Source organism: Clostridium omnivorum, assembly GCF_026012015.1.
Classification (GTDB): Bacteria; Bacillota; Clostridia; order Clostridiales; family Clostridiaceae; genus Clostridium_AX; species Clostridium_AX omnivorum.
Map to the genome: position 1 here is coordinate 1,700,746 of NZ_BRXR01000001.1, position 24,366 is coordinate 1,725,111.

At 32.7% G+C, this 24,366-nt stretch carries 30 protein-coding genes; 17 read left to right on the forward strand and 13 right to left on the reverse strand.

Translation table 11 applies throughout. The annotated features are described in order from the left end of the window. The first annotated feature begins 32 nt into the window (after nucleotides 1–32). From bsdE14_RS07810 to bsdE14_RS07830, 5 genes are all read left to right on the forward strand, one after another. Nucleotides 33–560, forward strand: coding sequence for an EscU/YscU/HrcU family type III secretion system export apparatus switch protein (locus bsdE14_RS07810; protein WP_264849369.1), 528 nt, complete (start codon nucleotides 33–35; stop codon nucleotides 558–560). A gap of 40 nt (nucleotides 561–600) precedes the next feature. Then, entirely contained in the window at nucleotides 601–1,065 is a 465-nt protein-coding gene (locus bsdE14_RS07815) for an HD domain-containing protein (RefSeq protein ID WP_264849370.1), read from the forward strand. An 84-nt stretch (nucleotides 1,066–1,149) separates the two neighbouring features. Further along, a complete protein-coding gene (locus tag bsdE14_RS07820) occupies nucleotides 1,150–2,448 on the forward strand; it encodes an alpha/beta hydrolase family protein (RefSeq protein ID WP_264849371.1) in 1,299 nt (432 codons plus the stop codon). Nucleotides 2,449–2,591: 143 nt separating this feature from the next. After that, nucleotides 2,592–3,134 (forward strand): RNA polymerase sigma factor, encoded by a 543-nt coding sequence (locus bsdE14_RS07825; RefSeq protein WP_264849372.1) that lies wholly within the window; start codon nucleotides 2,592–2,594, stop codon nucleotides 3,132–3,134. Continuing rightward, complete coding sequence (locus tag bsdE14_RS07830) at nucleotides 3,127–3,852, forward strand: hypothetical protein (protein ID WP_264849373.1); 726 nt, start codon at nucleotides 3,127–3,129, stop codon at nucleotides 3,850–3,852. Before bsdE14_RS07825 ends, bsdE14_RS07830 begins: the two co-directional genes overlap by 8 nt. A 23-nt stretch (nucleotides 3,853–3,875) precedes the next feature. Here the strand turns inward: bsdE14_RS07830 and bsdE14_RS07835 are convergent, their stop codons facing one another. Together bsdE14_RS07835 and bsdE14_RS07840 are read right to left on the reverse strand one after the other, a co-directional pair. Next, nucleotides 3,876–4,253, reverse strand: a complete 378-nt coding sequence (locus bsdE14_RS07835) for a DUF2750 domain-containing protein (RefSeq protein WP_264849374.1) — start codon at nucleotides 4,251–4,253, stop codon at nucleotides 3,876–3,878. Between the two features lie 24 nt (nucleotides 4,254–4,277). Further along, entirely contained in the window at nucleotides 4,278–5,222 is a 945-nt protein-coding gene (locus bsdE14_RS07840; RefSeq protein WP_264849375.1) for an AAA family ATPase, read from the reverse strand. A 310-nt stretch (nucleotides 5,223–5,532) separates the two neighbouring features. On the opposite strand from bsdE14_RS07840, the gene bsdE14_RS07845 reads away from it, so the two are divergent. Next, nucleotides 5,533–6,693 carry a 3D domain-containing protein gene (locus bsdE14_RS07845; protein ID WP_264849376.1) on the forward strand — a complete coding sequence of 387 codons (1,161 nt, stop codon included), beginning with the start codon at nucleotides 5,533–5,535 and terminating at the stop codon, nucleotides 6,691–6,693. A gap of 36 nt (nucleotides 6,694–6,729) precedes the next feature. Continuing rightward, the gene (locus bsdE14_RS07850; protein WP_264849377.1) at nucleotides 6,730–6,864 is read left to right on the forward strand and encodes a hypothetical protein; all 135 of its coding nucleotides are present in this window, start codon (nucleotides 6,730–6,732) and stop codon (nucleotides 6,862–6,864) included. Nucleotides 6,865–7,013: 149 nt separating this feature from the next. Here bsdE14_RS07850 and bsdE14_RS07855 read toward each other — a convergent pair whose 3' ends face one another. After that, nucleotides 7,014–7,574 (reverse strand): DUF1697 domain-containing protein, encoded by a 561-nt coding sequence (locus bsdE14_RS07855; RefSeq protein ID WP_264849378.1) that lies wholly within the window; start codon nucleotides 7,572–7,574, stop codon nucleotides 7,014–7,016. A 229-nt stretch (nucleotides 7,575–7,803) separates the two neighbouring features. Between bsdE14_RS07855 and bsdE14_RS07860 the strand changes: the two genes are divergently transcribed. Next, nucleotides 7,804–8,115, forward strand: coding sequence for a cupin domain-containing protein (locus bsdE14_RS07860; RefSeq protein WP_264849379.1), 312 nt, complete (start codon nucleotides 7,804–7,806; stop codon nucleotides 8,113–8,115). 121 nt (nucleotides 8,116–8,236) lie between these two features. On the opposite strand, the gene bsdE14_RS07865 is transcribed toward bsdE14_RS07860, so the two are convergent. After that, the gene (locus bsdE14_RS07865; RefSeq protein WP_264849380.1) at nucleotides 8,237–8,434 is read right to left on the reverse strand and encodes a cold-shock protein; all 198 of its coding nucleotides are present in this window, start codon (nucleotides 8,432–8,434) and stop codon (nucleotides 8,237–8,239) included. A gap of 297 nt (nucleotides 8,435–8,731) precedes the next feature. Here bsdE14_RS07865 and bsdE14_RS07870 point away from each other — a divergent pair, with 297 nt between their 5' ends. Beyond that, entirely contained in the window at nucleotides 8,732–9,274 is a 543-nt protein-coding gene (locus bsdE14_RS07870; RefSeq protein ID WP_264849381.1) for a tyrosine-type recombinase/integrase, read from the forward strand. Between the two features lie 123 nt (nucleotides 9,275–9,397). Beyond that, nucleotides 9,398–10,036 carry a pentapeptide repeat-containing protein gene (locus bsdE14_RS07875; protein ID WP_264849382.1) on the forward strand — a complete coding sequence of 213 codons (639 nt, stop codon included), beginning with the start codon at nucleotides 9,398–9,400 and terminating at the stop codon, nucleotides 10,034–10,036. A 118-nt stretch (nucleotides 10,037–10,154) separates the two neighbouring features. Here the strand turns inward: bsdE14_RS07875 and bsdE14_RS07880 are convergent, their stop codons facing one another. From bsdE14_RS07880 to bsdE14_RS07905, 6 genes are all read right to left on the reverse strand, one after another. Continuing rightward, nucleotides 10,155–10,733 carry a DJ-1/PfpI family protein gene (locus bsdE14_RS07880; RefSeq protein WP_264849383.1) on the reverse strand — a complete coding sequence of 193 codons (579 nt, stop codon included), beginning with the start codon at nucleotides 10,731–10,733 and terminating at the stop codon, nucleotides 10,155–10,157. Nucleotides 10,734–10,754: 21 nt separating this feature from the next. Beyond that, nucleotides 10,755–11,186, reverse strand: coding sequence for a DUF3997 domain-containing protein (locus bsdE14_RS07885; RefSeq protein ID WP_264849384.1), 432 nt, complete (start codon nucleotides 11,184–11,186; stop codon nucleotides 10,755–10,757). A gap of 157 nt (nucleotides 11,187–11,343) precedes the next feature. After that, the gene (locus bsdE14_RS07890; protein ID WP_264852242.1) at nucleotides 11,344–13,116 is read right to left on the reverse strand and encodes an aminopeptidase P family protein; all 1,773 of its coding nucleotides are present in this window, start codon (nucleotides 13,114–13,116) and stop codon (nucleotides 11,344–11,346) included. Between the two features lie 143 nt (nucleotides 13,117–13,259). Then, nucleotides 13,260–13,418: a hypothetical protein gene (locus tag bsdE14_RS07895; RefSeq protein ID WP_264849385.1), complete on the reverse strand. Its 159-nt coding sequence runs from the start codon at nucleotides 13,416–13,418 to the stop codon at nucleotides 13,260–13,262. Nucleotides 13,419–13,493: 75 nt separating this feature from the next. Beyond that, entirely contained in the window at nucleotides 13,494–14,042 is a 549-nt protein-coding gene (locus tag bsdE14_RS07900; RefSeq protein ID WP_264849386.1) for a DUF2812 domain-containing protein, read from the reverse strand. Nucleotide 14,043: 1 nt separating this feature from the next. Next, nucleotides 14,044–14,367 (reverse strand): PadR family transcriptional regulator, encoded by a 324-nt coding sequence (locus bsdE14_RS07905; RefSeq protein WP_264849387.1) that lies wholly within the window; start codon nucleotides 14,365–14,367, stop codon nucleotides 14,044–14,046. Between the two features lie 207 nt (nucleotides 14,368–14,574). Between bsdE14_RS07905 and bsdE14_RS07910 the strand changes: the two genes are divergently transcribed. Together bsdE14_RS07910 and bsdE14_RS07915 are read left to right on the forward strand one after the other, a co-directional pair. Next, nucleotides 14,575–15,591 (forward strand): metallophosphoesterase family protein, encoded by a 1,017-nt coding sequence (locus tag bsdE14_RS07910; protein WP_264849388.1) that lies wholly within the window; start codon nucleotides 14,575–14,577, stop codon nucleotides 15,589–15,591. Between the two features lie 323 nt (nucleotides 15,592–15,914). Beyond that, complete coding sequence (locus bsdE14_RS07915; RefSeq protein WP_264849389.1) at nucleotides 15,915–16,511, forward strand: manganese efflux pump MntP; 597 nt, start codon at nucleotides 15,915–15,917, stop codon at nucleotides 16,509–16,511. A gap of 98 nt (nucleotides 16,512–16,609) precedes the next feature. Here the strand turns inward: bsdE14_RS07915 and bsdE14_RS07920 are convergent, their stop codons facing one another. Both bsdE14_RS07920 and bsdE14_RS07925 read right to left on the reverse strand, forming a co-directional pair. Continuing rightward, nucleotides 16,610–17,209: a DUF3137 domain-containing protein gene (locus bsdE14_RS07920; RefSeq protein WP_264849390.1), complete on the reverse strand. Its 600-nt coding sequence runs from the start codon at nucleotides 17,207–17,209 to the stop codon at nucleotides 16,610–16,612. Between the two features lie 12 nt (nucleotides 17,210–17,221). After that, a complete protein-coding gene (locus bsdE14_RS07925) occupies nucleotides 17,222–18,967 on the reverse strand; it encodes a sensor histidine kinase (RefSeq protein WP_264849391.1) in 1,746 nt (581 codons plus the stop codon). 395 nt (nucleotides 18,968–19,362) lie between these two features. Here bsdE14_RS07925 and bsdE14_RS07930 point away from each other — a divergent pair, with 395 nt between their 5' ends. Beyond that, entirely contained in the window at nucleotides 19,363–19,749 is a 387-nt protein-coding gene (locus bsdE14_RS07930) for a carboxymuconolactone decarboxylase family protein (protein WP_264849392.1), read from the forward strand. A gap of 13 nt (nucleotides 19,750–19,762) precedes the next feature. Next, a complete protein-coding gene (locus tag bsdE14_RS07935; RefSeq protein WP_264849393.1) occupies nucleotides 19,763–20,491 on the forward strand; it encodes an HAD family hydrolase in 729 nt (242 codons plus the stop codon). 106 nt (nucleotides 20,492–20,597) lie between these two features. Here the strand turns inward: bsdE14_RS07935 and bsdE14_RS07940 are convergent, their stop codons facing one another. Beyond that, on the reverse strand, nucleotides 20,598–21,386 hold the full coding sequence (locus bsdE14_RS07940) for a GNAT family N-acetyltransferase (protein ID WP_264849394.1): 789 nt from the start codon (nucleotides 21,384–21,386) through the stop codon (nucleotides 20,598–20,600). Nucleotides 21,387–22,079: 693 nt separating this feature from the next. Here bsdE14_RS07940 and bsdE14_RS07945 point away from each other — a divergent pair. From bsdE14_RS07945 to bsdE14_RS07955, 3 genes are all read left to right on the forward strand, one after another. Continuing rightward, nucleotides 22,080–22,931, forward strand: a complete 852-nt coding sequence (locus tag bsdE14_RS07945; RefSeq protein WP_264849395.1) for an MBL fold metallo-hydrolase — start codon at nucleotides 22,080–22,082, stop codon at nucleotides 22,929–22,931. A gap of 48 nt (nucleotides 22,932–22,979) precedes the next feature. Then, complete coding sequence (locus bsdE14_RS07950; protein ID WP_264849396.1) at nucleotides 22,980–23,438, forward strand: GNAT family N-acetyltransferase; 459 nt, start codon at nucleotides 22,980–22,982, stop codon at nucleotides 23,436–23,438. Between the two features lie 114 nt (nucleotides 23,439–23,552). Beyond that, on the forward strand, nucleotides 23,553–24,305 hold the full coding sequence (locus bsdE14_RS07955; protein WP_264849397.1) for a class I SAM-dependent methyltransferase: 753 nt from the start codon (nucleotides 23,553–23,555) through the stop codon (nucleotides 24,303–24,305). Nucleotides 24,306–24,366: the final 61 nt, after the last annotated feature.

A 24,366-nucleotide genomic window follows, 5' to 3' on the forward strand; every position in this document is an offset into this window, starting at 1 on the left:
TTCACATAATATTTTTTACAAGGGGGTTTATCATGAATTTAGAAGAATTACGCTTAGACTGTGCCATTAAGCAGAAGAAAGGACTGCACTTTATACTAGCATCCATTCTTATTTGGCTTGCAGTATTAATAGTACATTTAACATCCTTACCTATTTTGACTAAAAACTTACTTACCTTTTGCTGTACAGCACCTCTACTACCTATAGCATTTCTTATATCAAAGGCTATTAAGGTTGATTTTCAAAACAAAGGAAATCCATTAACTAATTTAGGCCTTTTGTTTTCCATAAATCAATTATTATACTTATTGATTGCCATGTGGGTATATCCAACGGTACCTTCAAAAATGGTAATGGTACTAGCTATGATTTTTGGTGCTCATTTATTGCCCTACAGCTGGCTATATAAGTCTAAATCCTATATGGTTTTATCAGTTGTAATTCCAATTTTATCACTTATAGTGGGCTGTAACTTTGAATCTTATATCCTTGCAGCAATGATGATGGTAATAGAAATTCTATTCAGTATCTCTTTAGTGATTGAAAATAAAAAGCTATAAATCTAGCTGCAAAAATTATATATTGGTGGTGGAATTTAATATGAACAGAATTGAAGTTTTAAGAAAATATATTGATGAAATGCTTATAAACATGGTAGATTCTGAAGAACGCAGATGCGCCTATTTACATTTATATGGCGTTTCCCATTTATGTACCTTAATTGCATTAAAACGTGGAGAAAACGCTGAACTTGCTACAATGGCCGGTATGCTTCATGACATATACTCATATTCTAAAATGGACTCAAAAGACCATGCGCATAAAGGTGCTTCTATGGCTAGAGAAATATTAAATGCACTTAAAATAACAAATGAAGCTGAAACTGAGTTGATTTGCAGTGCTATTTATACCCACAGTGAAAAAGAAGTTATACACTCTAGTTTTAATGAGATCTTAATAGATGCTGATGTTTTTCAGCACTGCCTATATAATCCTTTGTTTGAAATCATGCCTCATGAAAAAGACAGATATGAAAAACTTAAGCGTGAGTTTGGTCTATCATAGAATTTTAAACTCTTTTACAATAATATTTACTTAATGTTGAAAATAATTACTTTAGTGTGTTTCAAAAAAGAAAGGTAAGTAAAAATGGGTATTTTCATATTTTTCGTGCTAGCAGCTATTGAAATTGCTCTAGCAGTATTCAGCATTATTACAAAATCTAAACAGCTTAAAGTGAGGAGCATTGCAAGAATATTTGAAGGTGCAGCCCTTCTGCTACTAATCATTCTAGCAATAATTCACTGGGGCCCTAGTTATTACGCTTTAACTGGGTTGATACTTTTACTTGCAGTAACCGGAGTAATGAATTTAATTCGTAAAAAGGATGAAAAAAAGCCATATACAACAAGACATACTATTTTTAAAACTATAGGAATGGCACTGCTTATCTTCATTGCAGCCCTACCAGCCATCTTATTCCCACAGTATGAAGAAATAAAACCAACAGGCAGTTATAAAGTTGGAACCATAACCTATACCTATACTGATACAAACCGCATTGAAACTTATACTAGTACAGGTAAAAACAGAAGGTTGAATGTGGAATTTTGGTATCCCAAGGATGCACAGGGCACTTATCCCCTGGTTGTTTTTTCACATGGCTCCTTTGGCATTAAAGAGAGTAACGAAACACTTTATAATGAGCTTGCAAGCCATGGTTATGTTGTGTGTTCAATAGACCACACTTATCAGTGCTTTTCCACAACAGATGTAAATGGAAATACCATAAGAATGGATAGTACCTATGCCAAGGAAATCCAAGCTGAAGATGCACATAATAATAAACAGCAAAGCTATGAGTATTATCAAAAGTGGATGAAAATACGAACTGGTGATATAAATTTTGTAATAGATCATATACTTGGAGAAGCTAATACTCCTAATTCGGATAGAGTGTACAAGCTTGTGGACTCAACAAAAATAGGCGTTATGGGACACTCTCTAGGTGGTTCCGCAGCACTTGGAATAGGTCGGCAGCGAAAGGACATTAAAGCAGTTATAAGCCTGGAGGCACCATTTATGTGCGATATTGAGGGCGTTAAGAATAATGAGTTTGTATTTACAAAGGAAAATTACCCAGTGCCGCTTCTTAATGTGTATTCAGACTCATCCTGGGGCCATTTAGCAGATTGGCCGCAATATGCGGAAAATTATGCTCTGCTGTCTAATACTAATAAAACAGCATTTAGTGTACATATTAGTGGTGTAGGCCATCTTTCACTCACTGACTTATCCCTTACAAGTCCTGTGCTGACTCGCATACTAAATGGACATAAATCAACAAAAGGCGCAGACTGTTTAAAAATAATTAATAAGCTTTGTCTACAGTTTTTCGATTGCTATTTAAAGGGAGAGGGTCAGTTTAAATCCAGTGGCAACTATTAATTTATGATTTTTTAAACAAGTAGTAAAATACAAAGTGCTAACCCATAAAATTAGCACTTTTTTCTTTTATGTTGAAAACTTTTTTTAGACTTCAAGGGTATATATTAGTGAAATGAGAAACTTTGAAGTGAGGAGGTGGGCTTTTGGAAAGTCAACTAATAAAAAGAATAAGACAAAAGGATAAGGAAGCTTTTAAAGAGCTTTATAATCTCTATGCAACTCAAGCTATTAGAACTGCAATTGCTATTACTAAAAATACTGCAACTGCTTCTGATGTGGTTCAGGAGACCTTCATAAGGGTGTATAAAAATTTAGATAAGTTTGATAAAAGTAAACCCTTTAAGCCTTGGTTTTATAAAATCCTTATTAATGAATGCAACAGAGTGCTAAAGACCTCATCTAATATTGTATATCTTGAGGATTCAGACAAGGAAGCTATTACTGGTTCAAGTGCTGATACCTATGAGTTTCAGGAATACGAGGATCTTTATGCTGCCATAAGTGATTTAGAAGATACAGTTAGGATACCTATAGTTTTAAAATATTTAAAGGGCTTTAAGGAAGAAGAAATTGCTGACATACTTAGTCTCAATATAAACACAGTAAAATCCCGTTTATATAAAGGCAGGCAAAAATTAAAGAATGCAATGAACAAATTATCAGAAAGGAGTGAATTAAATGGATGATAGATTGGATGAAAGAATAAGTGAAGCACTTCTAAAGGGCACTGAAGAAGCAGATAAGCTAACTGATTCCATATGGGCAAATATAGCGCCGGAAGTGGATTTTATTGAAGATAAAAAAAGCTTTAAGTCATTTAAAATTGCAGTAAGTGCTGCAGTTATTATGATAATACTAGTACTAACTACCCAGCAGGGCAAGGCTGCTATAGGTAAAATTAAAGAAATTTTTGTTCCTAAAAAGGTTGTAGTTCAAGAATTAGAAGGAATAAAGGAACAAAAGCAGGTAGATTTGCAAGAAGGCAGCAAGAACTATATTATATATTTTGATAAAGAAATGTTTACTATGACTAAGGCAGGCTCTAAAGACAGAATTGAGCCTAAGCAAAAAAATGATAAGCTTCCAGCTATATATATGGAAATTGAACAGATTAAGAATAAAAATGTGAAAACAATGGCCACTGAACTTCAAAATGAGCTAAAGTCTAAGTATTCTATTGTAAACACTCCAGAGGAAGTAACTAAGCCACTAAAGGGCACTGTTTTAATGGCTCAGAGCGGCAATAAGTGGAATGATACGGCTATTAGATATTATTTAGTGGATAACACTAAAGGCGGCGCCTTTGTAATAAAGCAGCAGTTCTTTGTAGAAGCAACTGAGGGCTATGGTGCAAGATTCGATAATATGCTTAAAGAATTTAAGATTGTAGATGCGGATAAATAAAACAGGGAGTCAAACTCCCTGTTTTATTGTGCCAACTTTTTCTCCAGCTCTTTTTTAAATTCTTCTGAGTCTATTGAAATTCCTCTGCCCTCGGAATCACCAAATACAAGCACTCGGCAGCCATCCCTTTTCATTCCCTGAAGCCAATACTCCATGAATTCAAATAAATCTATGCCTTCTGGGTTTGCTTCCTTCCACTGATTTTCCTTGCAGTACTTTGCAAACTCAAAGCCAGGCCAAATGGGCATTGCTATATTATTATTTTCATCTTTTATAGTTACCCAGCCATTCTTGTTCTTAAGCCCCCATATCTGCTCTGTTTCAGCAACTCTATCAAAAAAGTACTTGTACTTTCTATCCTTAGTTAAACAAAATATTTCCTCTACCTCACTGTAGTACATATAAATTTCTCCCTATATTTTCAGTTAATCTCTAGCCTGTTCAATTATATCCTTTATCTTATGTTTCAAATTCTTTAGCTGAATCTCCTTAGCATCGCAATCCCCTCTTAGCTTTTCCATAACTTCTTTGACTCTATCAATTGAAGAAGCTACATTTTCTAAAGAGCTTTCAATTTTATCTTGAACACTCATGTCAGTAAAAATGTTATCAAAAAATAAATCAGCAAATCTATCAAAGGAATCAATGTCTATGGTTATATTTATATCCAGATTTACATCTTTTAGCTCTCTTTTAAATCTGTTCAGATTGCTCATTGCGGCATTAATATATTCTACTGCCTCATCAATATTGGAATGTTTTGCAGAGGAGCTTATAAAGCCACCTCCAAAAATGTCTAAAGTTCCCCAGCCCTCAGCTTCACTTAAGGAATCTTTGGCACTCTCAAGTGAACCAAGTACTGTACTTCCTGCGTTAATTGCTTCTATAATCTCAGTTATATCTGAATTTAAATCCGCGGCTTCTTCCATTAAGGACAATATTTCATTTGAATACTTATCTTTTGACTCCAGTATAAGCTTTTGCTTTTTCTCTATCAAAGCTTCGTAATCAATTTCTGCATTAGAAACTTCCCTTAACTGAGCTTTATAGTCTTTCATCTCCGCTTCCATAAGCTTAATTGAATTACAGCATTCATCATATTTTAGCTTGGCAGCCATAAATTCTCTCTTTTCCTTATCTAGCCTTTCTTCTTTGCTGCCAAGTACTTCTAATATCAAGCCTTTAACACTTAAATGTTCCAGCTTTTTAACATCCATTTCTTCTTTATCAAGAATTTCTTTTAGCTCAGCTTCTCTATGCTTTTCACTGTCTAACTGCTCTATAGCATGCTGCAGCAGGCCATCTATTCTCTCTTTTTTTCTAAGCTGCTCTTTAGCTTCTAAAATTTCAGAATTTATTTTCTCATACATATAAATACCCCCTTGTTAGATTATATTATACTATGTTTTTCGCTACTACGAAATATAGCAGCAGAAGGAAGGAGTTCCCCCTTTAGCCTAAATACAGCTATATTACTAACCTTTAGCCCCTATGATACTATTAAAAACTTTACCAGTACCTATCAAAAATCTATTTTATACTCGTATATTATAAAATGTACTTTCATTTTGAAAACAGTATATGGTATAATATGGTAAAACAATTTATTTTCTATTAATTCCTTTATGGTATAATATATTTGTATTTCTGTTTAGGTAATTAGACAGAGGAGGTATAAAATTGGTTAAAAAGTCTTTACCTTTATCAATATTGCTCGCTCTTTTGATTTGTACAAGCAGTGTGACTTTTGCTGCAGTGGACCCTCAGAGCACTATTGCAGATAATAAAGTTAAATTTCAGCAGATGAGCGACAATTTAATTGAAACAAACAAAAAAATCTCTACTTTGAATACTCAAATTGAAAAGTTGAAAAATGACATTAGCAAAAATAATGCAGACATTGATAAAAACAATAAACAAATAGACGTGGAAAAAGCACATATGGAACAGCTAATGAAGGAAGTAGATAGTAGCCAAGCTGTTGCAAATAGGCGAATTAGGGCAATGTACATAAATGGATACAATGAAAATATAGTTGGTTCACTGCTTTCATCTAAGAGCTTCTCTGATGCTGTTTGTAAATTTGAAGCAGTAAAAGAAGTGATTTCTTATGACAAAAAAATCTTTAATGGTTTAGCAGAAAAAAAGAAGGAATTGGACAAAAGTATTAGCTCTCTAGATGCTAAGAAGGAGCAGCTGCAAAAGTTAAAGGATAATAACGATACAAACCTTAAGCAATTAGATGATGATAAGGCTAAACTCCAAGATTTAGCTAAACAATTTGAGCAGCAAAGGAATAACGCAGCTCAGATTATAAAAGAAAATGAAGAAAAGCTTATTGCCCATGCTGTTTCTGTAATAGATTCTAGTACAAGCTCTATAAGTGATATGAAGAATGCTCTTATGACTTTAAACAGCTTGCTGCCACAGATAAGTACTGATTCTGTTAAACAGAAGGCAAAGAGCTATATAAGCTCTGGAAATGCAAAGCTTGCTGACATGATTGCAAGGAGTTCAGCTCCTGCCGGAACTGACAATGTTACTTTTAAAGCTACTTATACTATGGAAGCTACGGCCTATTCTGGTGGAACAGTTACTGCCTTAGGATTAAAGCCTGTAAGAGATCCTTCAGGCCTAAGCACTGTAGCTGTGGACCCATCTGTAATACCTCTAGGCACTAAGGTTTATATATCTGGCTATGGCTATGCTATTTGCTCAGATACAGGTGGAGCAATAAAAGGAAACATTGTAGACTTGTATATGAATAGTGAGAGTGAATGTCTTTCCTTTGGTAGAAGAACAGTAGTTGTGAACATAGTAGCTTATCCAGGCGAGTGGTAATTTTTAAGATGTTATTTAATAGGGAGATAATTAGTTATGAGAAAGTTAATAAATTTAATTCTAGGCATTGTTCTCTTGATATTAGTTTTTAGAATAGCCAAAGTAGTACTAAAGCTTCTATTTTTAGCTATTATAGTATTTCTCATTTATGATGCTGTTAAAAAGAGCTAGATGCTAACAAATACATTTTGCTAATAACAATTTTGAGGTAAGAACTAAGAAGTAAAAAGTAATAGTTGTAGTTAAAATTCAGCAAAGCTGAATTTTACCACAATTATTATCTCTTAGTTCTTACCTCTTACTTATTTACAAGTTACATTTCATATTTCCATAGTTTTTGCTAATGCATGAAGCTTGCTTAGTGTTTTCCAATTACGCACAGTTGTTGGTACATCCAATTTATAAAGATTATTAGCAAGTTTTGAATTTCTAATACTATTATTGAATAAAAGATATACATCTCTTCCTACAATATTGTATTTATCACTTTCACTTCTATAAACATCTATGCACTGAAGCTTTTCCTTTAATGGACTATGTGCAAGTAACGCAACATATAGACTCTCCGCATCGGATACTGCCTCTGCTTCTATTACTTCATCCTTGGAGAATGGGCAGTTCAATATAATCTGTTCTAACTCCGCAGCTGTTCTCAAAATAACTTTTACTGAAGTTCCAAAAACCGCCTCAATCTCATGTTCAATTTTATTACACAATACTTCCTCTGCTTCATTTGATTTAAATAAAACATTTCCACTTTGAATATAGGTTTTTACTTCACAAAGTCCAATTGATTCAAATACTTGTCTTAAATCCGCCATCTTAATTATGTTTTTTCCACCCACATTAATACCTCTTAACAATGCTATATAAACAGTCATATTCTAAACTCTCCTTAATTGAAAATAAATTTAAATTTTGAAGCAATTTTACTATATTTATGCAAACCTTTTCTTTTATTGTAATTTTACAGCATACTTTTAATTTTATCAAACAATTCTTTGCTGTATCATCCTAAATTATTTCATTAAGTACATATTTGTATAATTTATTTTTTAAGTTAAATAATATTACTATAAATTCAAGTTAATTGTGAGAGGAGCTACCATTATGCAGTTAGTTAAAATATCAGATCACCAAATATACTCTGATGACAGATTTGTAAAAAAGGATATGATAAATGAAGAAAAGGCTCTTTTGTTTACATTAAATCTTAAACCTGGGCAAGAAGTTCCTCCTCATACTCATGGAGAGAGCGGACTTATAATTTATGTAATTTCTGGAAATGGGCTTCTAAATGTAAACAATAAAACAGAAAAGATAGCTGCTGGAGATGCAATTTATTGTTCTGGAAATGAACTTTTCAGCATGAAAAATACATCAGATGAAAACCTTTCTTGCTTTGCATCTTTAACTAAATAAAATCAGCCAGCCCCGTGACTTTCACCTGTTAGCCTGCGTCCATACTGAACGCACCAAAAAACCCCTCAAATAGAATATCTATTTGAGGGGTTAAAATATATACTAATTAAATTGCTATAATTTAGATAGCCATTATATTTTCAGCTTGAGGTCCTTTTTGTCCTTGAGCAACATCAAAAGAAACCTTTTGACCTTCTTCAAGTGACTTATAACCTTCTGATTTTATTTGAGAAAAATGTGCAAAAACATCTTTTCCATCTTCTCCTGTAATAAATCCAAAGCCTTTTTCTGAATTAAACCATTTTACTGTACCAGTCATCTAACTGTACCTCCGAAATTTTATTATTCTTAAACTCATTGCACTAATTCACTAATAAAATTTCGATATCATCATACTATACGTAGAAAGTACTAATTGAAATATATTTTGTTGAATCGTTAACCATCAATTTAAGTTCTTATTAAGAATAACATAGTTTATTAAATAAAACAAGTTATCTTTTATAAATAACTCATTTATATAAATTATTTGTATAATCACTATTAATGGTATATGATTAAAGGATATGGCAGCTAGAAGGTTCTAATTGAGCTTCCATTGTGAAGGAGAAACAATATGGAACTAATTCAGCCAATAAAAGACACTGACTTAATTAATACGCTAGAATCGGAATTGCTTAAGGTGGGATATAAAAATTATTTACTATTTGATATAGCAATAAATACGGGTTTAAAGATTATAGATATAATAAATCTTACCGTTTGGGATGTGAAAAACAAGTCTCAAATTGAAGTAAAGGATGGTAGGACCGGCAGGATACTAAAATATGCCGTGCCTCCTGAAGTTCACGAAGAGATTGAGAAGTTTATACTTGGAATGTCTGCAGGAGATCTGCTTTTTCCAAGTAAAAATGGCGGAAAAAGGCCTATAACAAATAAGCAAGCCTTTAAGTGCCTGAATGAAGCAAGCGGAAAACTTGGTCTAGCTGATATCGGCACACACACACTCAGAAAAACCTTTGGGTATCACCATTATAAAAAGTATAATGATATTGCCTTACTGCAGAGCTTATTTGGTCACTCTTCCCCTGACATGACTCTTAGATATATAGGTGTTGCTGATATTGAAGACATCAGCATTGAGGATTTCTTTCAATAATAAATAAAAGTGAGAACATATACAGACAAGGCTACAACTTCCTATTTATTGAACCAAAACACAGCTGTAGGCTTTAAGCAATAGAAAATAAAATACCACGAAGGGACTTAGGTGAAGATAAGCATGGCTACAAATAGAAGTGTTACTGGAAATTTCAACTATAATAATATAGAAAAAAAAGCTAAAAACTTTATGTACAAAAATCTAGAGAGAAGCAACTGTTATAACTGCGACTTTTCAGGCTCGGTTTTTGATTTTGTAAGCTTTAGAGGAGCACATTTTAAATCCACCAATTTCTTCAGGTGCAGCTTTAAATATGCAGAATTTATTGGAACACAATTAAAAGACAGTGACTTTAAAAGTGCTGTTTTTGAAAATGCTGTTTTTGACTCTGTGAAACTGGACGGTACTAATTTTAAGGATGCAAAGTTTATAAATACTATCTTCTTATCTACTGATATAAACAAAGCTAAAAATATAGATATAAATACTCCCGGCATCAGAATTTTCGAAGAAATGCCCAAATTAGAAATCAGCGAAGAGTTAAGAGCTGCTATTTTAACTGCTATGGAAAACAAGTATATAAAAAAGGCACGAGTTCTTGATACAAAAGACGGTGGCCTGAACACATTAAATATTATGCTTCTACTAGAAAACTTTACTGAAGAAACAATAATTACAGGGCTTAAGTTAATTGTTACAAAACTTGATAGGGAATTTTTCACTTTAAGTTATATAATAAAGTTTTTGAAGAATATGTAGAAAATCTTAATAACTTTTCACTTATATAAGAATATGCCAATTGAGACTTCTTCAATAATAAATGCAATGAGAGCGTGCATGAAATTTTATGTCCGCTCTCATTTTTTTTGTTTCTTATCTAGCATATCCCTCTAATTGCTTTTGCAAACCCGTTTTTGTCTTCTTCGTCATCAAAGCCGCCAAACCAATCAACTATTTCAATTGCAAAATCAATAAATGCATTACCTTGAGCTGTTATAATATTGCCATCCCTAATTACTCTATCTAAAATAAAATTCTGTCTTGGAAATGGATCATCTTCCATATAATTCTTCTCATGTGTTTCTGTCCAATTAACAATTGATGTTGTGTATTTTACATTATCAAGCACTCCAGCCTTAGCTAAAAATCTTGGACCTGCACAAATGGCCCCTAATAACTTCCCCCTGGAGTTTATGCTTTGAATAAGTTCTATTAATTCTGACCTCATTTCACCGTTCCACCCTCCTGGGATTATTAATCCTTCAGCCTCTTCCTTCAAAACATCCTTTACTAGTTTTGATGGCTTATAAATAACACCTGATTTACTTCTTATTAATTTATCTTCATAGGAAATAGGAACTATTTCCATGCCTAAATCTGCTCCTAACATGTGAGTAACAAATGTTATTTCAAAGTCCGCCATATCATCATATATAAATACAAAAATTCTTTTCATTTAAATCCCCCCAATTTTAATTTATTTAGATTTTTTATAACTGTCCACATCTTTTAATTTAAGAGAATCGGATATTTTTAGTTCCTTTTGCTTTTTATTAAATTCATCATTTTCAAAAGGACCATAAATTTTATTTTCTTTTGCATTTATAATCCAATAACGTATTACTTTTTCATCCGGTATCATGTATGTACTATTTTCTGATTCCTTTTTTAAGCCTAGTTGTTTTGCTAGAATAAAAGTATCATCGAAGACAATTTCAACAACCTTTGCTGGAATCATTGGAATACCAACGGATGATTTCGGAACAACTTTTATTTCATGTGCTGATGAACATATTAATTGATATCCAGTTGCAAGGTCATATCTATAGTCGGAAATTCCTGGGCCGAAACACCCGCAAAGGGTCATACTTACATAAAGTACAATCACTAATATACATATCCTCTTCATAAACTATACACCCATACAAAATTTTACTAATATTATAAATTATAGCTGAAAAATTAGGTTATAGCAAATTAAAAAAAGATAAATAAATAAGTGGTATAGCAAACTTTTTTAGAATAGTTTGCTATACCACTTTAGTCACTGTTATGAGTAGGATTAACTATATAGCTCTAGTTGCAGCCTTTAAGTATTCTAAATCTTCTCCTTGTACAAATGGAGATAGCTTTTCAAATACAGTCTTGTGATAGTTATTTAACCATGCTTTTTCCTCAGCAGTTAATAAGGAAGCATCTATAGCATCTAAGTCTATAGGGCATAGTGTTAAAGTTTCAAACTTCATAAATTGTCCGCCAAATTCAGTGTTTACATCCTTTTGAACAACTACTAGGTTTTCAATTCTTATACCATGCTTTCCAGCTTTGTAAACTCCTGGCTCGTCAGAGGTTATCATTCCTTTTTCAAGTTTAATTGTATTAGGAACCATTGAAACTCTGTGTGGTCCTTCGTGAACATTTAGGAAGAAGCCTATTCCATGACCTGTTCCATGTTTGAAGTCCATGCCTGCATTCCAAAGTGGAATTCTAGCTAATATGTCTAAGCTTGAACCTGTAGCTCCATATAGGAATCTTTGCATTGCTAGGTCTATCATACCTCTAAGTACTAGAGTAAAGTCTGTTTTTTCTTCTTCTGTTATTGGTCCCATTGCTAAAGTTCTTGTTATATCTGTAGTTCCATCTAAATATTGAGCTCCTGAATCTATTAGATAAAGACTCTCTGGCTTAATTGTAGCTTGAGTTTCTTGTGAAGCACTATAGTGAGGCATAGCAGCATTTTCTTTGTATGCTGATATGGAACCAAAGCTAAGGTCATAGAAGTTTTCTCCTTCTCTTCTAAAGCCTTCAAGCTTATCAGATGCTTCTATTTCAGTAATGTTGCGTGTCTTTATAGTCTTCTTTATCCAATTAATAAATTTAACCATAGCCACGCCGTCTCTTACCATTACATTTCTAACATTTTGGACTTGTATGTCATTCTTTACAGCCTTAAATCTTGTAGTGATATCCATAGCTTCTATAGTTTTTACTTTTATAGCGCTGTGTATCCAAGTATTTGTCTTAGCTGGATCTAGTAATATTGTTCCTTCATTAATAGTTCCAAGGAAGTCAGCTATGCTGTCATATGGCTTAATCTCTATGTTAGCTTTTTCAAGTTCAGCTCTAACCTGTGCATTAACCTTCTTTTCATCTATAAATAGATAGCACTTTTCGTTAGAAATAACTACATAAGATATTGTTAGAGGATTACACTTTACATCTCTTCCTCTAATATTTAAAAGCCATGCTATATCATCAAGACCTGATATTACATAGTGGTTTGCGCCTACAGCCTTCATTTCTTTTATTACTTCAGCAAGCTTTTCTTCTCTTGACTGTCCTGCATATTTAACCTCGTGAATTATTACTTCTGTACAAGGCTTTTCTGGTCTATCCTTCCAAACCTTATCTATTAAATCTTCACTAACATCATAGGAGAACTCTTTGCTCTCTAAAGCCTTTTGAAGACCTCTAAAATAATCTACTGATATTACTTTCCCATCAAAAGCAACCTTTGCTCCCTTATTAAGTGAATCCTTTAAGAAAGCTTCAATAGTTGGTACTCCAGCCTCTCCCATTCTATATAGGGTAACGCCTGAGCCCTTTAGTTGATTTTCTGCTTGTATGAAGTATCTGCCGTCAGTCCATAGTCCTGCATCCTTTAAAGTTATTACTGCAGTACCAGCTGAACCAGTAAAACCAGTTATGAAGGTTCTAGCAGTGTAATGCTCAGCTACATATTCACTTTGATGTGGATCTGAACTTGGCACTATGTACGCTTCTATTCCCTTTTCTCTCATAAGAGCTCTTAGTTGTTCGATTCTTTCTTTAACGTCCATCATACACTCACCTCATCTTTGTGTAAACTATTACACGTATTTTTTCATTACAATTTTATTATAACACAAAGCTATGCAAGTTAAAGATGTGCCATTTAGTCAAATTATCATATACGAAAAATAAAGGGGCATACTATACCCCTTTATTTTTCTTTTTTATTTAAATTCAAAGCTACCCCTACAGCAGAGCCAATTGCAATTCCCAATGCAAGGTTACCAAACATTGTTCCAAATGCTATTCCTAAACCCAGCCCCAAAAACCAATAATCTGTTCTATTTTTTTCCGTCTGCTTTTGCTCCATAAACAAACGCCTCCTTCATATAAACTTTCTACATTTATATTCACTGTTTTGAGCAAAACCTATCAGTTAAATCTCCTATTCGTAAAGTTGTTTTTCTTTTTCCATCTTTTTAATCTTTCTAATATATGAGACCAGTACTGGTGTAAAGAATATTACGAATAACCAATTTATAATTGAAATATAAGCATTAAAGCGAAAGGTATGCATACCTATTGAAGATAAACCAAGAATTAAATTATAAAGTGCTACAATTATATTGAACAAATATACAAAACCTGTAAATTTAACTATTGCTTTATAATGCTTAATGCGTGAATCATAATCGGAATATAAATCAAATTCACCTTCTGATTTCTTCTTTCTAAAGAAGACCCACCGTACATACGTAGCAACACATTCAACACCTGTTTCTTCCATAAACTTTATATATTCCTTACTTTTAGGGTGAGTAGGAAGATCATTTAAAAGCTCTATTCTATAAATATATTCTCCTGGTGTTCCTTCCTCAAAAGAATATTTTAAAAAACTATAATCAGTTAAGTTTAGCCCCTTATCAGCCATTTCATTTAGCCATTCTTCTTCCTTTTCAAAATTTGCATATAACTTTCTTATTATTTGTTTCATTTTAAGCGCCCCCTACTATTTTCTTGCCATTTTCAATTAATTCCTCAAGCCTCTTTATTTCCTCAAGTACTACTTCTCTACCAGCAGCAGTTATTTCATATTCCTTTTTCCTACTGTCAGAATCCCCCTCAAGTGACCTTATCCAATCCTTTGAAAGCATTGTATTTATAGCTCCATAAAGTGTTCCAGGTCCAAGATTTACTCGTCCTCCACTTATCTCTTTAACAAACTGCATTATTCCATACCCATGCATTGGGGTGTGTAATGCTAAAAGAATATAGTAAACAGCCTCAGTTAGCGCTCCACGTTCATTGCTCTCTGGCATTTTAATTCCTCCTAACAAGTTAATATCGTTATACGTTATATCGTTTGAAGGTATATCGTCTTACGATATACTATACTTATATTATATCGGCTACCGATAGTAAATGCAATAGCAATTTGTAAATTTTTCAAATAATTTTTATACCCTATTTTAGGATATAATATAAAATAGAAATTATATTTTTAGTTATTGATGAGGTGAGCCCTGTTGAATAAAAAAATCCTATCTATTTTCTTAATATTATTTATGTCCACTATCCTTAGCTCCTGTATTTTTAAAAAGCCCAACACAAAAACAACTCCACCTAACCCATCGAGTCCAGTTCAACCTCAGCCTTCTAAGGATAAATCTATCGAGGAAGATACCTTACGCTTTGTAGTAATGGCCGATAGCCGGGGCTCAGATGGTGGAGTTAATTCAGAAGTTATTATAAAAACCCTAGAAAAAATTAAGACTCTTTCTCCCCAGCCATCCTTTGCTGTTATGCCTGGGGATTTAGTCACTGGTGCTAGTAGTTATTCTAAAGTTAAAACTCAGCTTGAGAATTTTAAAAATATAATTACCAAATATTATCCTATTGAGTTCTTTTACCCTGGCTTTGGAAATCACGAGGCCACAGCTGGAATAAAAGCAGAGCAGGCTTTTCAAGAGGTTTTTTCAGAGTTTAATGCAAATTTTTTAGATGGGTATTCCAAAACTGTATATTACTTCGATAGTGGAAATGCACGCTTTTACATGCTTAATTCCAATCATCCAGGTGAAGAACATGAAATATCAGATAAGCAGTTGGACTTCATAACGGCAAATATGGATTCTAGTAAAAAGCATAATTATTATTTTTTCCATGAACCAGCCTATCCAACAGGCACTCATATAGGAGACTCCTTGGATGCAAACAAGCTTCAAAGGGATAAATTTTGGTCTTTAATTGATGCCTCAAATAGCCCAATAGCCTTTTGTGGCCATGAGCATAACTATACAAGGAGGCATATAAATTCTGACTTCAATGAGGGTCTAAGAGGTGAGAGTTTCAAATTTAATAAGACTGTATATCAGATTACCACCGGCACCTTTGGTGCACCAATTTACAAGGGCTATGGTGATAGTAAAAATGTTGATGTCCCTCCCATATCAGAGTATCACTTTGCAGTAGTAGATATGTCAGAAGCTAAAACTATAGTTACTGTTTATAATCTAGAGGGTAAAGTAATTGATAGCTTTTAGCAGTAAGGCTAGTTATATCCTTGTCACTTTATAAGCTTAATAAATTATTGACAGTATATGTATTATTTTATATACTTGATAATATGATAGGGGAGTAATTAGCATAATAAAGATTATGTAATAAAGTCAACATACTGATAATATTTATCTGGCTTTATTTTAAATAATGAGACTTATCTGCAGAAAAGCACTGCAGATAGGTCTTTTTTTGTACTTTATTAGTGATAAGGAAAGTTAAAGTGCTAGGTGGATTTTAACTGATAACTTGTGAACGAAGTGAACAAGTTAAGTTACCCCTTGTTTCAACTATAAGGAGGAAAAACATGAGTTTACTTGAACTATTTATTATTGCAGTTGGCTTATCAATGGATGCCTTTGCAGTAGCAATTTGCAAAGGGTTGTGCCTGAGAAAGATTAACTTTAAAAAAGCAGGAACTGTAGGACTATACTTTGGACTGTTCCAAGCAGGAATGCCTCTCATTGGATATTTTCTAGGAGTTCAGTTTCAAAATAAGATTACATCTATTGACCACTGGATATCATTTTTTTTGCTTGCAATCATCGGTATTAACATGATCCGAGAGTCTATAGAAAGCAAAAATGAAGTTGGAATCGAATGTGCAGTGGATGAGAATATAAATGATGAAACTCTAGCTTTTAAAAATATGATTGGTTTAGCAATTGCAACAAGTATTGATGCTTTAGCAGTAGGAGTTACCTTTGCATTTCTAAAAGTAAATATTCTTTCTGCGGTCTCCTTCATAGGTATTGTTACTTTTACATTATCAATGGTAGGCGTTAAGATAGGAAATGTATTTGGCACAATTTATAAATCTAAAGCAGAATTTGCTGGTGGACTTATTTTAATTCTTATGGGACTTAAGATTTTGCTTGAGCATTTAGGAATGATTAATTTCTAAAGCTCTACATTTTATTCTAAAAACAAGGCTGCTGAAGAATGATCAAATCATCCTTCAGCAGCCTTGTTTTTTTATAAAAATCTCTCTAACATTTAAAATTACAAAACAATATCAGGTGTTTCAGGGCTTGCTATACCTATATTGCATAATTCTCTCAGTACTTCAGCAAATAACTCGTATAGCTCTTTGAGTTGCTCTATATCCTTTATTACCCCTGTAACCATAAAGCATAACTCATCTACTCCCTCAGGAAAGTGAGTGCTAAAATATCCTTCATCATCCTTTATTTCTAGATTAATATGTGGCTGATCTTGTATTAGAGCTCTTATGTTATCATTAGAAAACAGCTGCTTAACCTTTTCTTCATTATTGCTTTTAATAACAAAGGCTTCATCAAAGTACTCATAGCCAATACTTATATCCTGCATACCGAGCTTCTTTCCAAGTCCGCTAAACATTCCACTTCTGTATATTTTAAAGTAGAAGTTTTCACGGTTTACAAATGGAACTCTCATTCTTGTATAAGTTATAGCAGATTTTCCTGTAGACACTACATAGGTATCCAATACAACAATCCAGTTATCTACTCTAGCTTCAACCCTATCTCCTTTCCAAATGCCTCCATCAACATAATTAGCTTTAATTTCTTCAGCCAACTTATGCCATATTTCTTTTTTACTTGGCCCGAAAAACCCCATAAAAACGCCCCCTTATTTATATATATCAGAAAACTCAATTGTTATTTTTTCTTCATAATCATTAATCTTATCTGCAGCCAGTTCACACTCAGCAATTCCTTTACTATTCTCCAATACTTTAGCAGGAAGCTTTACCGTAAATTTAGTCCCCTTACCGTACTCGCTTTCTACATTAATAGTTCCTCCTAGCATTTGGACCAAGGACTTTGCAAGGAATAAACCCAGCCCAATTCCCTCACTGTTACGTGTAAAAGACTTGTCTACCTGCCTAAATCTATCAAATACAACCTGAAGCTTTTCTGGTGGAATACCTATTCCTGTGTCCTCTATGGTAATAGTAATATATTCTTCACCGTCAAAAATATTTACTAATATATTTCCCCCATCTGGAGTATACTTCACTGAGTTCGATAGCAAATTTAGTATTATTCTTTCAAGCTTGTCTACATCACAAGCCACTATCTTTTCCTCAATATCAGTATCAAATACAAGGTTCAATTTACTACTGCATAGGTGATTTGCTGCAGCTAATGTAATTTCTTCAATAATGCTAACTATATTACAGTTAACTATATTTAATTCGAATTGATTTGCATCGATTTTTGTAGAGTCAATTAAATTATTTATAAGCCTTAACAGCCTAAAGCAGTTCTGCTTCTCTACGCCAATATTACTAATAATTCTTTCAATATCAATGGGCCTTTCTTTGTTTAAAATATGCATTTCATTAACTTTAATTGCACTTAATATTATATTCAGCGGAGTTCTTAACTCATGAGAGATATTAGCGAAAAACTCAGTTCTCAGCTTTTCCAGTTCAAATGTTTCGTTTTGAAATGCCAGCTCTGCCTTTTTTCTTTCTGTAATATCCCTTACAGTTGCTATAACTATATCCTCCTCATCGATACTTATTATACGTGTATTTACTTCTATCCAAAGTACTGTTCCATCTTTCTTTTTTGCTATAAGCTCTCCTATAGCCGTCTCATTTTCCTTTGCTCTATTTATTAGCTTTTTTATAGTATAGTCATAATACACAGGCTCTTGAACTACAATGTCCTTTACATTTTGGGTTAGTAGTTCCTCTCTTGAATAACCCAACATAGAAATAGCAGTCTCATTTATATCTATTATATTTCCATATATATCATGAATAAATATGGCATCATTCACAGAGTTAAAAATTGTACTTAAATACCTCTTGCCTTCCACAAGTTCCTTTTTTGACTTTTTTAATTCCACCTGTCTTATGCCGCTTTCAGTTAAGGTCATTATTAATCCTTGATAATATGTTAAAATTTGCTCAACTCTTTCCCTTGAATACTTTGGAACCTTGTTAAGTGCTTCAAGATATTCTTTTTCACTGAAACCAAACTCTAAGGCTTGTGCTCGGAAATATTCCATATCAATTTTTTCATCCTCATAAAAAAATTGGCCTAAAAAAATAGTTGCAATATGTTCCCCAGATATGACCATAGGCATAGCAATATCCCACATATTATTTTTACATTTGTATCTAATTGGCTCTCCTTCTTCAAGGTGATTTTTTATATAAAAGTCACTATCCAAGCACCTTTGACATGCCAATGGATGCATTCTATGAAATTTAGTGCATATATCCTGCCAGCCACTTGCTAAAACTATTGTTCCATCAACTTCTATGACCCCAATAGGCATTCCAGTAACTGCATAAATATTGTCTGTAATTTTTTGCAGTTCATTAATATTTACTATTTCAGAAAACCTAACTCTCCCCATAAGCTTCTCCTTAAAATACAGTATATATTTTCTAATTGCTATACTCAAAAGTTTTGTGACAAAACTTGTTTGATATAATTATTGATATATGGCACTTAAATAATAATGTATCCATTATATCATTACAATTATGTAATAAAAAGTTCCATTTTCTTGATTATGGAATATATTTATATATAAAATGTAAAAAATCTTCTCTTTAATCTCTTTACTTTAGTTTTTTAAAAAAATTATTTTTATCCTGCTTATCTTTTGTTTTACAAATTCTCAAGGCTGTTCATAAATACAAATAAAATTGAAGTCAAAACCAATATTGTATATAATTTAATTCATATACATTATTAGTAAACATATTAACCTAATTGGTTTCTAGATAAAACGGAGGTAATTCTATTATGAGCAATTATGAAAGTATCCTTAACTATTATAAAAATGAGTTAAATTGGAATCCACCCTTTGCTGAAGCATTATCTAAATACGCCCCTGATGGATTAAAAGGATATTTAATGATGCGTGAGTCCGTACAAAACGGTCATTTACCTAAAAAGACGAGAGAGCTTATTTTCACTATATTAGACAGCCTAGATGATGAAGTAACTGGCGCGAAGGCACATGCTGTAGCTGCTATAGAGGCAGGCTTGACTATGGAGGAATTGATGGAAGCCTTTGTAATTGTTACTATAGTTAAAGGCATTAATGTACTATGCAAAGCAGGTGTTGAAGCAATTAAAGCAGCTGAGGAAAGACTGCAGCAGTTGAACTCAGCTAATGAAACTAAATAATGGTGGTGTTAAAATGAATAAACCTAAAATGATAATTTTTGATTACGGACAAACTATTGTTAATGAAAAAAGCTTTGACCCCTTAAGAGGTACAAGTGCAGTATTAAAGGAAGCTGCTATTAATCCTAATAATGTCTCAGCTGAAGAAGTACAAGCTTTGGCTTATGAACTGGGTAGGGACATAGGCCGCTGGGGAGTAGATGCTGAAAAGCAAACCTTTTTAGAAGTACATAACCATGTTTTTCAAACCTATCTATATGAATATTTTGATATTGAATTTACAAAACCAATGGCTGAGGTAGAACGTATATTTTTAAACGGAGCTTGCATTGCTGAACCTACAAAAAACATAGTGGAATTTCTAAGCTTTTTAGACAGTAAAAAAATACGAACAAGTGTAATAAGCAACATATCTTTTAGCGGTAATTTATTAAAGGAACATATTAATGGCCTGCTACCATCGAATAATTTTGAATTTATTATAGCAAGCAGTGAGTATATTTTTAGAAAACCTCATAAGCGAATATTTGAGCTTGCTCTTCGTAAAGCAAAGCTTAATGCCTCTGATGTTTGGTACTGTGGGGACAATGCAGTATTTGATGTTGATGGAGCCGCAGCTTCTGGAATATTTCCAGTATGGTACAAAGGAGCAATAGAGAAGTCAAATAAATACACTCCTAAAAGTGACTGCCTAGAGGTTAATGATTGGAATGAGATTATTGAGATGTTAGGAGAATTGTAATACCTCAAATTTATTAACATTAGTCATTTAACTCCTCCTTGGAATATTTTATAATCTCAATTATTGACAAGGAGGAGTCATTTTTGTTCAGTTTACACAAAATTTATTACATGTCCGTCCAAAGACTCCAAAGTCCTAGTTCATGAAATCCAAGTTTCCTATAAATCCTACCCGCCTTTTCATTATCATAAAACAGGCAAGGATATTTTCCTTCTTCTAATAACTTACTGCACAATATAGACATTAACTCTGTAGCATAACCAATTCTCCTATAATCAGGATGAACACATAGTCCGGTAATCATGGCTGAATTCTTATATTCAGCAGATGTCCTAACACAGGCAATAACCTGACTTTTATTATTTAGTATGTGAAATCCTCTTGCTGTTTTATCCCTAAACTCTCTTCTAACTTGATTTTTATTTTTATATTCAATGCCATTATCTTCAATTTTATAAAGTTCAAACAACCCATCTAATGAACTTTCCTCCGTAATAATTACATTGCCATTTAACTTATAAGTTTGAAGTTTACTATCATCCATAAGTTTAGAAAAATACATATTACGCTTATTCTTTACCCTTACCTTATCGATAAACCTATCTACAATATTACTCTTCCCACTTAAGCCTTTAAAATTGTTACTAACTAATATTTTCGAAAATTCATCAACATTAAAAATATTATCTTCACAATAGATTATAAATTCATCATAAAATCTCATTAAAACCGCAATGATTTCGTTATTACTATTAAGCTCTGCAAAGAACTCTAAAAAGTCTTTTTCTAATCCAAAGTTATTAATATCTCCTAATATAAACAGATTATATTCTTCTTCTTTCATTAAATACCTTATCAGCTGGTCTTTATTAGAATTATCCAGTTTTACAATCATCTTATCACCTATAACTAAATTACACTCTTAGACATGTTGTTTTTTAGCAATCCATTTTTCCTCGAGTTAATTCAAGTTCCCTTTCATTGGCATGTTCTATAGTTTCCAAGTCATCAGATGCATTTGCAATAAGTTTTTCCAGAGAAAGACTATCAATTAAATATTTAAAACTATTTCTCTTTGTTTAAGCCATTTTATTTAAGCTTCATCTAACAAAGTACGTTAGTTAGAATTGTAACCTAATTACCATATTTTCCTATTCACTCTATTATATCAAAAATATGTATATTAGTAAAAGGTTCTCCACCTGAAATTAATACATTTTCAACTTTTCTTCCCTTTGGAAATCCTTGAAATAAAAAGTGGAAAATTTCATTTGTAAGTTATACAGAGAACAATAGCATAACCAAATGAGATTTATAGCTTTAGGAATTAATATAAATTGCTTGTGGTTGTTTTCATAACTAAAAATACAGTATCATAAGTAATAGCACTTTTACAAAATATGTTATAATAGAAAAAAGTAATTTAGAAATAAATGGAATGGAGATTTACGGTGTTTACTTTAAATATTTTAAGGAGTGAAAATTGGAAAGATGAAAAATTAACCCAAAAAATTCGTGTTGGAAAGCATGAATATGACTACTAAGTGCTGATTTGTGATGAAAAAAGAAATTATTGGGGGTAAGTTACATGAAATTTAAAGTATTAGGTTCTGGAGGATGTACGTCAATACCTAGAGCAACATGCAGTTGTAGAGTATGTAAGGAAGCGAGGGAGAAGGGAACCCCCTATTCGCGTTTTGGTTGTTCATTATTTCTAGAGGATATCAATTTGTTAATTGATACTCCAGAGGATATTAATATTGCACTAAATAAATTTGATGTAAAGAGTATTGATAATGTGCTTTATAGCCATTGGCATCCCGACCATACTCTAGGGATGAGAGTTTTTGAACAGATAAAAATAAATTGGTGTGAAATATCGGTTGGAATTAAAAATAAGAAACCTATAAATGTGTTTGGATTGGATTATGTAATTGAAGATATAAGATCAATAAGAAATAAATTCGGACCGTATGTTGAAAATTACGAAAAAAACTATAATTTAATAAAAATAAATGTTGTTGATAGAGAACTAAATATAGATGATATAAAAATTACAATCATACCTGTTAGTAATAAGCTTAGCTCAGTATTTGTATTTGAGCAAAAGGATAAAAAAGTTATCTATGCACCATGTAATGTAAAACCTTTTCCAGATGAAGATTTATTTAATAATGCTGATTTATTGATAATCGGAGATACAATAACTTCAGAAGTAGCAAAAGATAATTTCATTATTGGTAACGACAATAAAATGAGAAAAAGTATGTTTGTTATGAATGAAATTGTTGAACTAAAAAAACAGTATAATGTGGATAAGGTTATTATGACTCATTTAGATGAAGACTGGGGATTATCATATGATGACTATTTGGAAAAAGCAAAGAATTATGACAATATAGAATTTGCGTATGATGGATTGGATATAGAAATATGCTAAGGTAAAAAAGTGCGAACTGAAGATTATAAATATAAGGTGGTGCAAAACATGAAAGTAAGAAAAACTGTTAAAGAGGATATTGACCTCCTCATAAAGATTCGTATGGACTACCTGTTTGCTGAAAAAGGTGTGTCTTCTCCGGAAGAAGTGCAAGATATTAGAAGGAAGTTAGAAGAATACTTTACCAAGCACCTTAACAAGGGATTTATTGCTATCATTGCCGAGAATGAAAATGAAGTATTAGGAGTTGCATTTATGTCAATCGTGGAAAGACCTCCGATAATAGCATTTTCATCATATCTTGTGGGTACGGTATACAATGTTTTTACATACCCTCAATATAGAGGAAAAGGCATTGCAACAAAAGTTATGACTGAACTTTTATCGGAAGCAAAGCTATTAGGCGTTGCAGCAGTTGATTTAATGTCCACTGATAAAGGGAAACCATTATATGAAAAGCTTGGATTTCGAGTATCAAATTATACATCAATGAATAAATTCCTCTAACTCCTGGAAAATAAGCATAATCAAAGGTTATATTAATTCACAATATTCTTATCTTGGGACGTAAGAGTAAACTATTGTGAAGTAAGATCATTTATATTAAGTGGAGGTAATCCTATGATCAAAACTGATGTTAGCAATATACATCGCACCAATAAGACTTATTGGGATGAGAATGGTAATGATTTTTTAGAATCTATTGTACTGCCTTATTATGGTTGTAATACTTTAACGGAAAATGAATTAAACTTATTTGGTGATGTAGCAGGCAAAAAATTTTTAGATATTGGCTGCGGTAATGGTGAATCTCTTAAATATCATGGCAATAACAAGGCAGCTGAGCTTTGGGGCATAGATATTTCTCAAAACCAGCTTGAGAAGGCAGCAAAGTGCCTTTCAGAAAGTGGCTACGCAGCAAAGCTGATTTGTGGTGCAATGGAAGATGAACATAAGCTGCCAACAGATTATTTTGATTATGTTTATTCAATTTATGCAATTGGATGGACAACAGATTTACAGGGTACATTTAATAGGGTTGCATCTTATTTAAAGAAGGATGGCATTTTTATATTTAGTTGGTCGCACCCTATCCATATGTGCGTGGCATTTGAAGAAGATAAAGCCTTTTTTAAAAATACCTATTTTGATGAAACATGGTCTCAGCGGGATCTTGATGGGAAAAACATTTTACTTTGCTCCAGGAAGATATCAACTTACGTAAACGCCTTGGCAAAAGCAGGTTTTGTAATTGAGCAGTTGGTTGAGCAGACAAACGACGAAACTTTGCAATTAACAGGTGAGCTTAGCGATTGGACAAAAAAATCGCAAATGGTTCCGTTAACAGCTATTTTTAAAGCGAGGAAGCTGTAGGCAAATACCCTATAATAAGCATAATTAGCAGTAAGCAATTGCAAGCAATAATTACTTTTAT

What these genes read in the sequence shown, in the direction of transcription:
- bsdE14_RS07810 (WP_264849369.1), top strand. Translation starts at nt 33, where the DNA reads ATGAATTTAGAAGAATTACGCTTAGACTGTGCCATTAAGCAGAAGAAA.
- bsdE14_RS07815 (WP_264849370.1), top strand. Translation starts at nt 601, where the DNA reads ATGAACAGAATTGAAGTTTTAAGAAAATATATTGATGAAATGCTTATA.
- bsdE14_RS07820 (WP_264849371.1), top strand. Translation starts at nt 1,150, where the DNA reads ATGGGTATTTTCATATTTTTCGTGCTAGCAGCTATTGAAATTGCTCTA.
- bsdE14_RS07830 (WP_264849373.1), top strand. Translation starts at nt 3,127, where the DNA reads ATGGATGATAGATTGGATGAAAGAATAAGTGAAGCACTTCTAAAGGGC.
- bsdE14_RS07835 (WP_264849374.1), bottom strand. Translation starts at nt 4,253, where the DNA reads ATGTACTACAGTGAGGTAGAGGAAATATTTTGTTTAACTAAGGATAGA.
- bsdE14_RS07840 (WP_264849375.1), bottom strand. Translation starts at nt 5,222, where the DNA reads ATGTATGAGAAAATAAATTCTGAAATTTTAGAAGCTAAAGAGCAGCTT.
- bsdE14_RS07850 (WP_264849377.1), top strand. Translation starts at nt 6,730, where the DNA reads ATGAGAAAGTTAATAAATTTAATTCTAGGCATTGTTCTCTTGATATTA.
- bsdE14_RS07855 (WP_264849378.1), bottom strand. Translation starts at nt 7,574, where the DNA reads ATGACTGTTTATATAGCATTGTTAAGAGGTATTAATGTGGGTGGAAAA.
- bsdE14_RS07860 (WP_264849379.1), top strand. Translation starts at nt 7,804, where the DNA reads ATGCAGTTAGTTAAAATATCAGATCACCAAATATACTCTGATGACAGA.
- bsdE14_RS07865 (WP_264849380.1), bottom strand. Translation starts at nt 8,434, where the DNA reads ATGACTGGTACAGTAAAATGGTTTAATTCAGAAAAAGGCTTTGGATTT.
- bsdE14_RS07870 (WP_264849381.1), top strand. Translation starts at nt 8,732, where the DNA reads ATGGAACTAATTCAGCCAATAAAAGACACTGACTTAATTAATACGCTA.
- bsdE14_RS07875 (WP_264849382.1), top strand. Translation starts at nt 9,398, where the DNA reads ATGGCTACAAATAGAAGTGTTACTGGAAATTTCAACTATAATAATATA.
- bsdE14_RS07880 (WP_264849383.1), bottom strand. Translation starts at nt 10,733, where the DNA reads ATGAAAAGAATTTTTGTATTTATATATGATGATATGGCGGACTTTGAA.
- bsdE14_RS07885 (WP_264849384.1), bottom strand. Translation starts at nt 11,186, where the DNA reads ATGAAGAGGATATGTATATTAGTGATTGTACTTTATGTAAGTATGACC.
- bsdE14_RS07890 (WP_264852242.1), bottom strand. Translation starts at nt 13,116, where the DNA reads ATGGACGTTAAAGAAAGAATCGAACAACTAAGAGCTCTTATGAGAGAA.
- bsdE14_RS07895 (WP_264849385.1), bottom strand. Translation starts at nt 13,418, where the DNA reads ATGGAGCAAAAGCAGACGGAAAAAAATAGAACAGATTATTGGTTTTTG.
- bsdE14_RS07900 (WP_264849386.1), bottom strand. Translation starts at nt 14,042, where the DNA reads ATGAAACAAATAATAAGAAAGTTATATGCAAATTTTGAAAAGGAAGAA.
- bsdE14_RS07905 (WP_264849387.1), bottom strand. Translation starts at nt 14,367, where the DNA reads ATGCCAGAGAGCAATGAACGTGGAGCGCTAACTGAGGCTGTTTACTAT.
- bsdE14_RS07915 (WP_264849389.1), top strand. Translation starts at nt 15,915, where the DNA reads ATGAGTTTACTTGAACTATTTATTATTGCAGTTGGCTTATCAATGGAT.
- bsdE14_RS07920 (WP_264849390.1), bottom strand. Translation starts at nt 17,209, where the DNA reads ATGGGGTTTTTCGGGCCAAGTAAAAAAGAAATATGGCATAAGTTGGCT.
- bsdE14_RS07925 (WP_264849391.1), bottom strand. Translation starts at nt 18,967, where the DNA reads ATGGGGAGAGTTAGGTTTTCTGAAATAGTAAATATTAATGAACTGCAA.
- bsdE14_RS07930 (WP_264849392.1), top strand. Translation starts at nt 19,363, where the DNA reads ATGAGCAATTATGAAAGTATCCTTAACTATTATAAAAATGAGTTAAAT.
- bsdE14_RS07935 (WP_264849393.1), top strand. Translation starts at nt 19,763, where the DNA reads ATGAATAAACCTAAAATGATAATTTTTGATTACGGACAAACTATTGTT.
- bsdE14_RS07940 (WP_264849394.1), bottom strand. Translation starts at nt 21,386, where the DNA reads ATGATTGTAAAACTGGATAATTCTAATAAAGACCAGCTGATAAGGTAT.
- bsdE14_RS07945 (WP_264849395.1), top strand. Translation starts at nt 22,080, where the DNA reads ATGAAATTTAAAGTATTAGGTTCTGGAGGATGTACGTCAATACCTAGA.
- bsdE14_RS07950 (WP_264849396.1), top strand. Translation starts at nt 22,980, where the DNA reads ATGAAAGTAAGAAAAACTGTTAAAGAGGATATTGACCTCCTCATAAAG.
- bsdE14_RS07955 (WP_264849397.1), top strand. Translation starts at nt 23,553, where the DNA reads ATGATCAAAACTGATGTTAGCAATATACATCGCACCAATAAGACTTAT.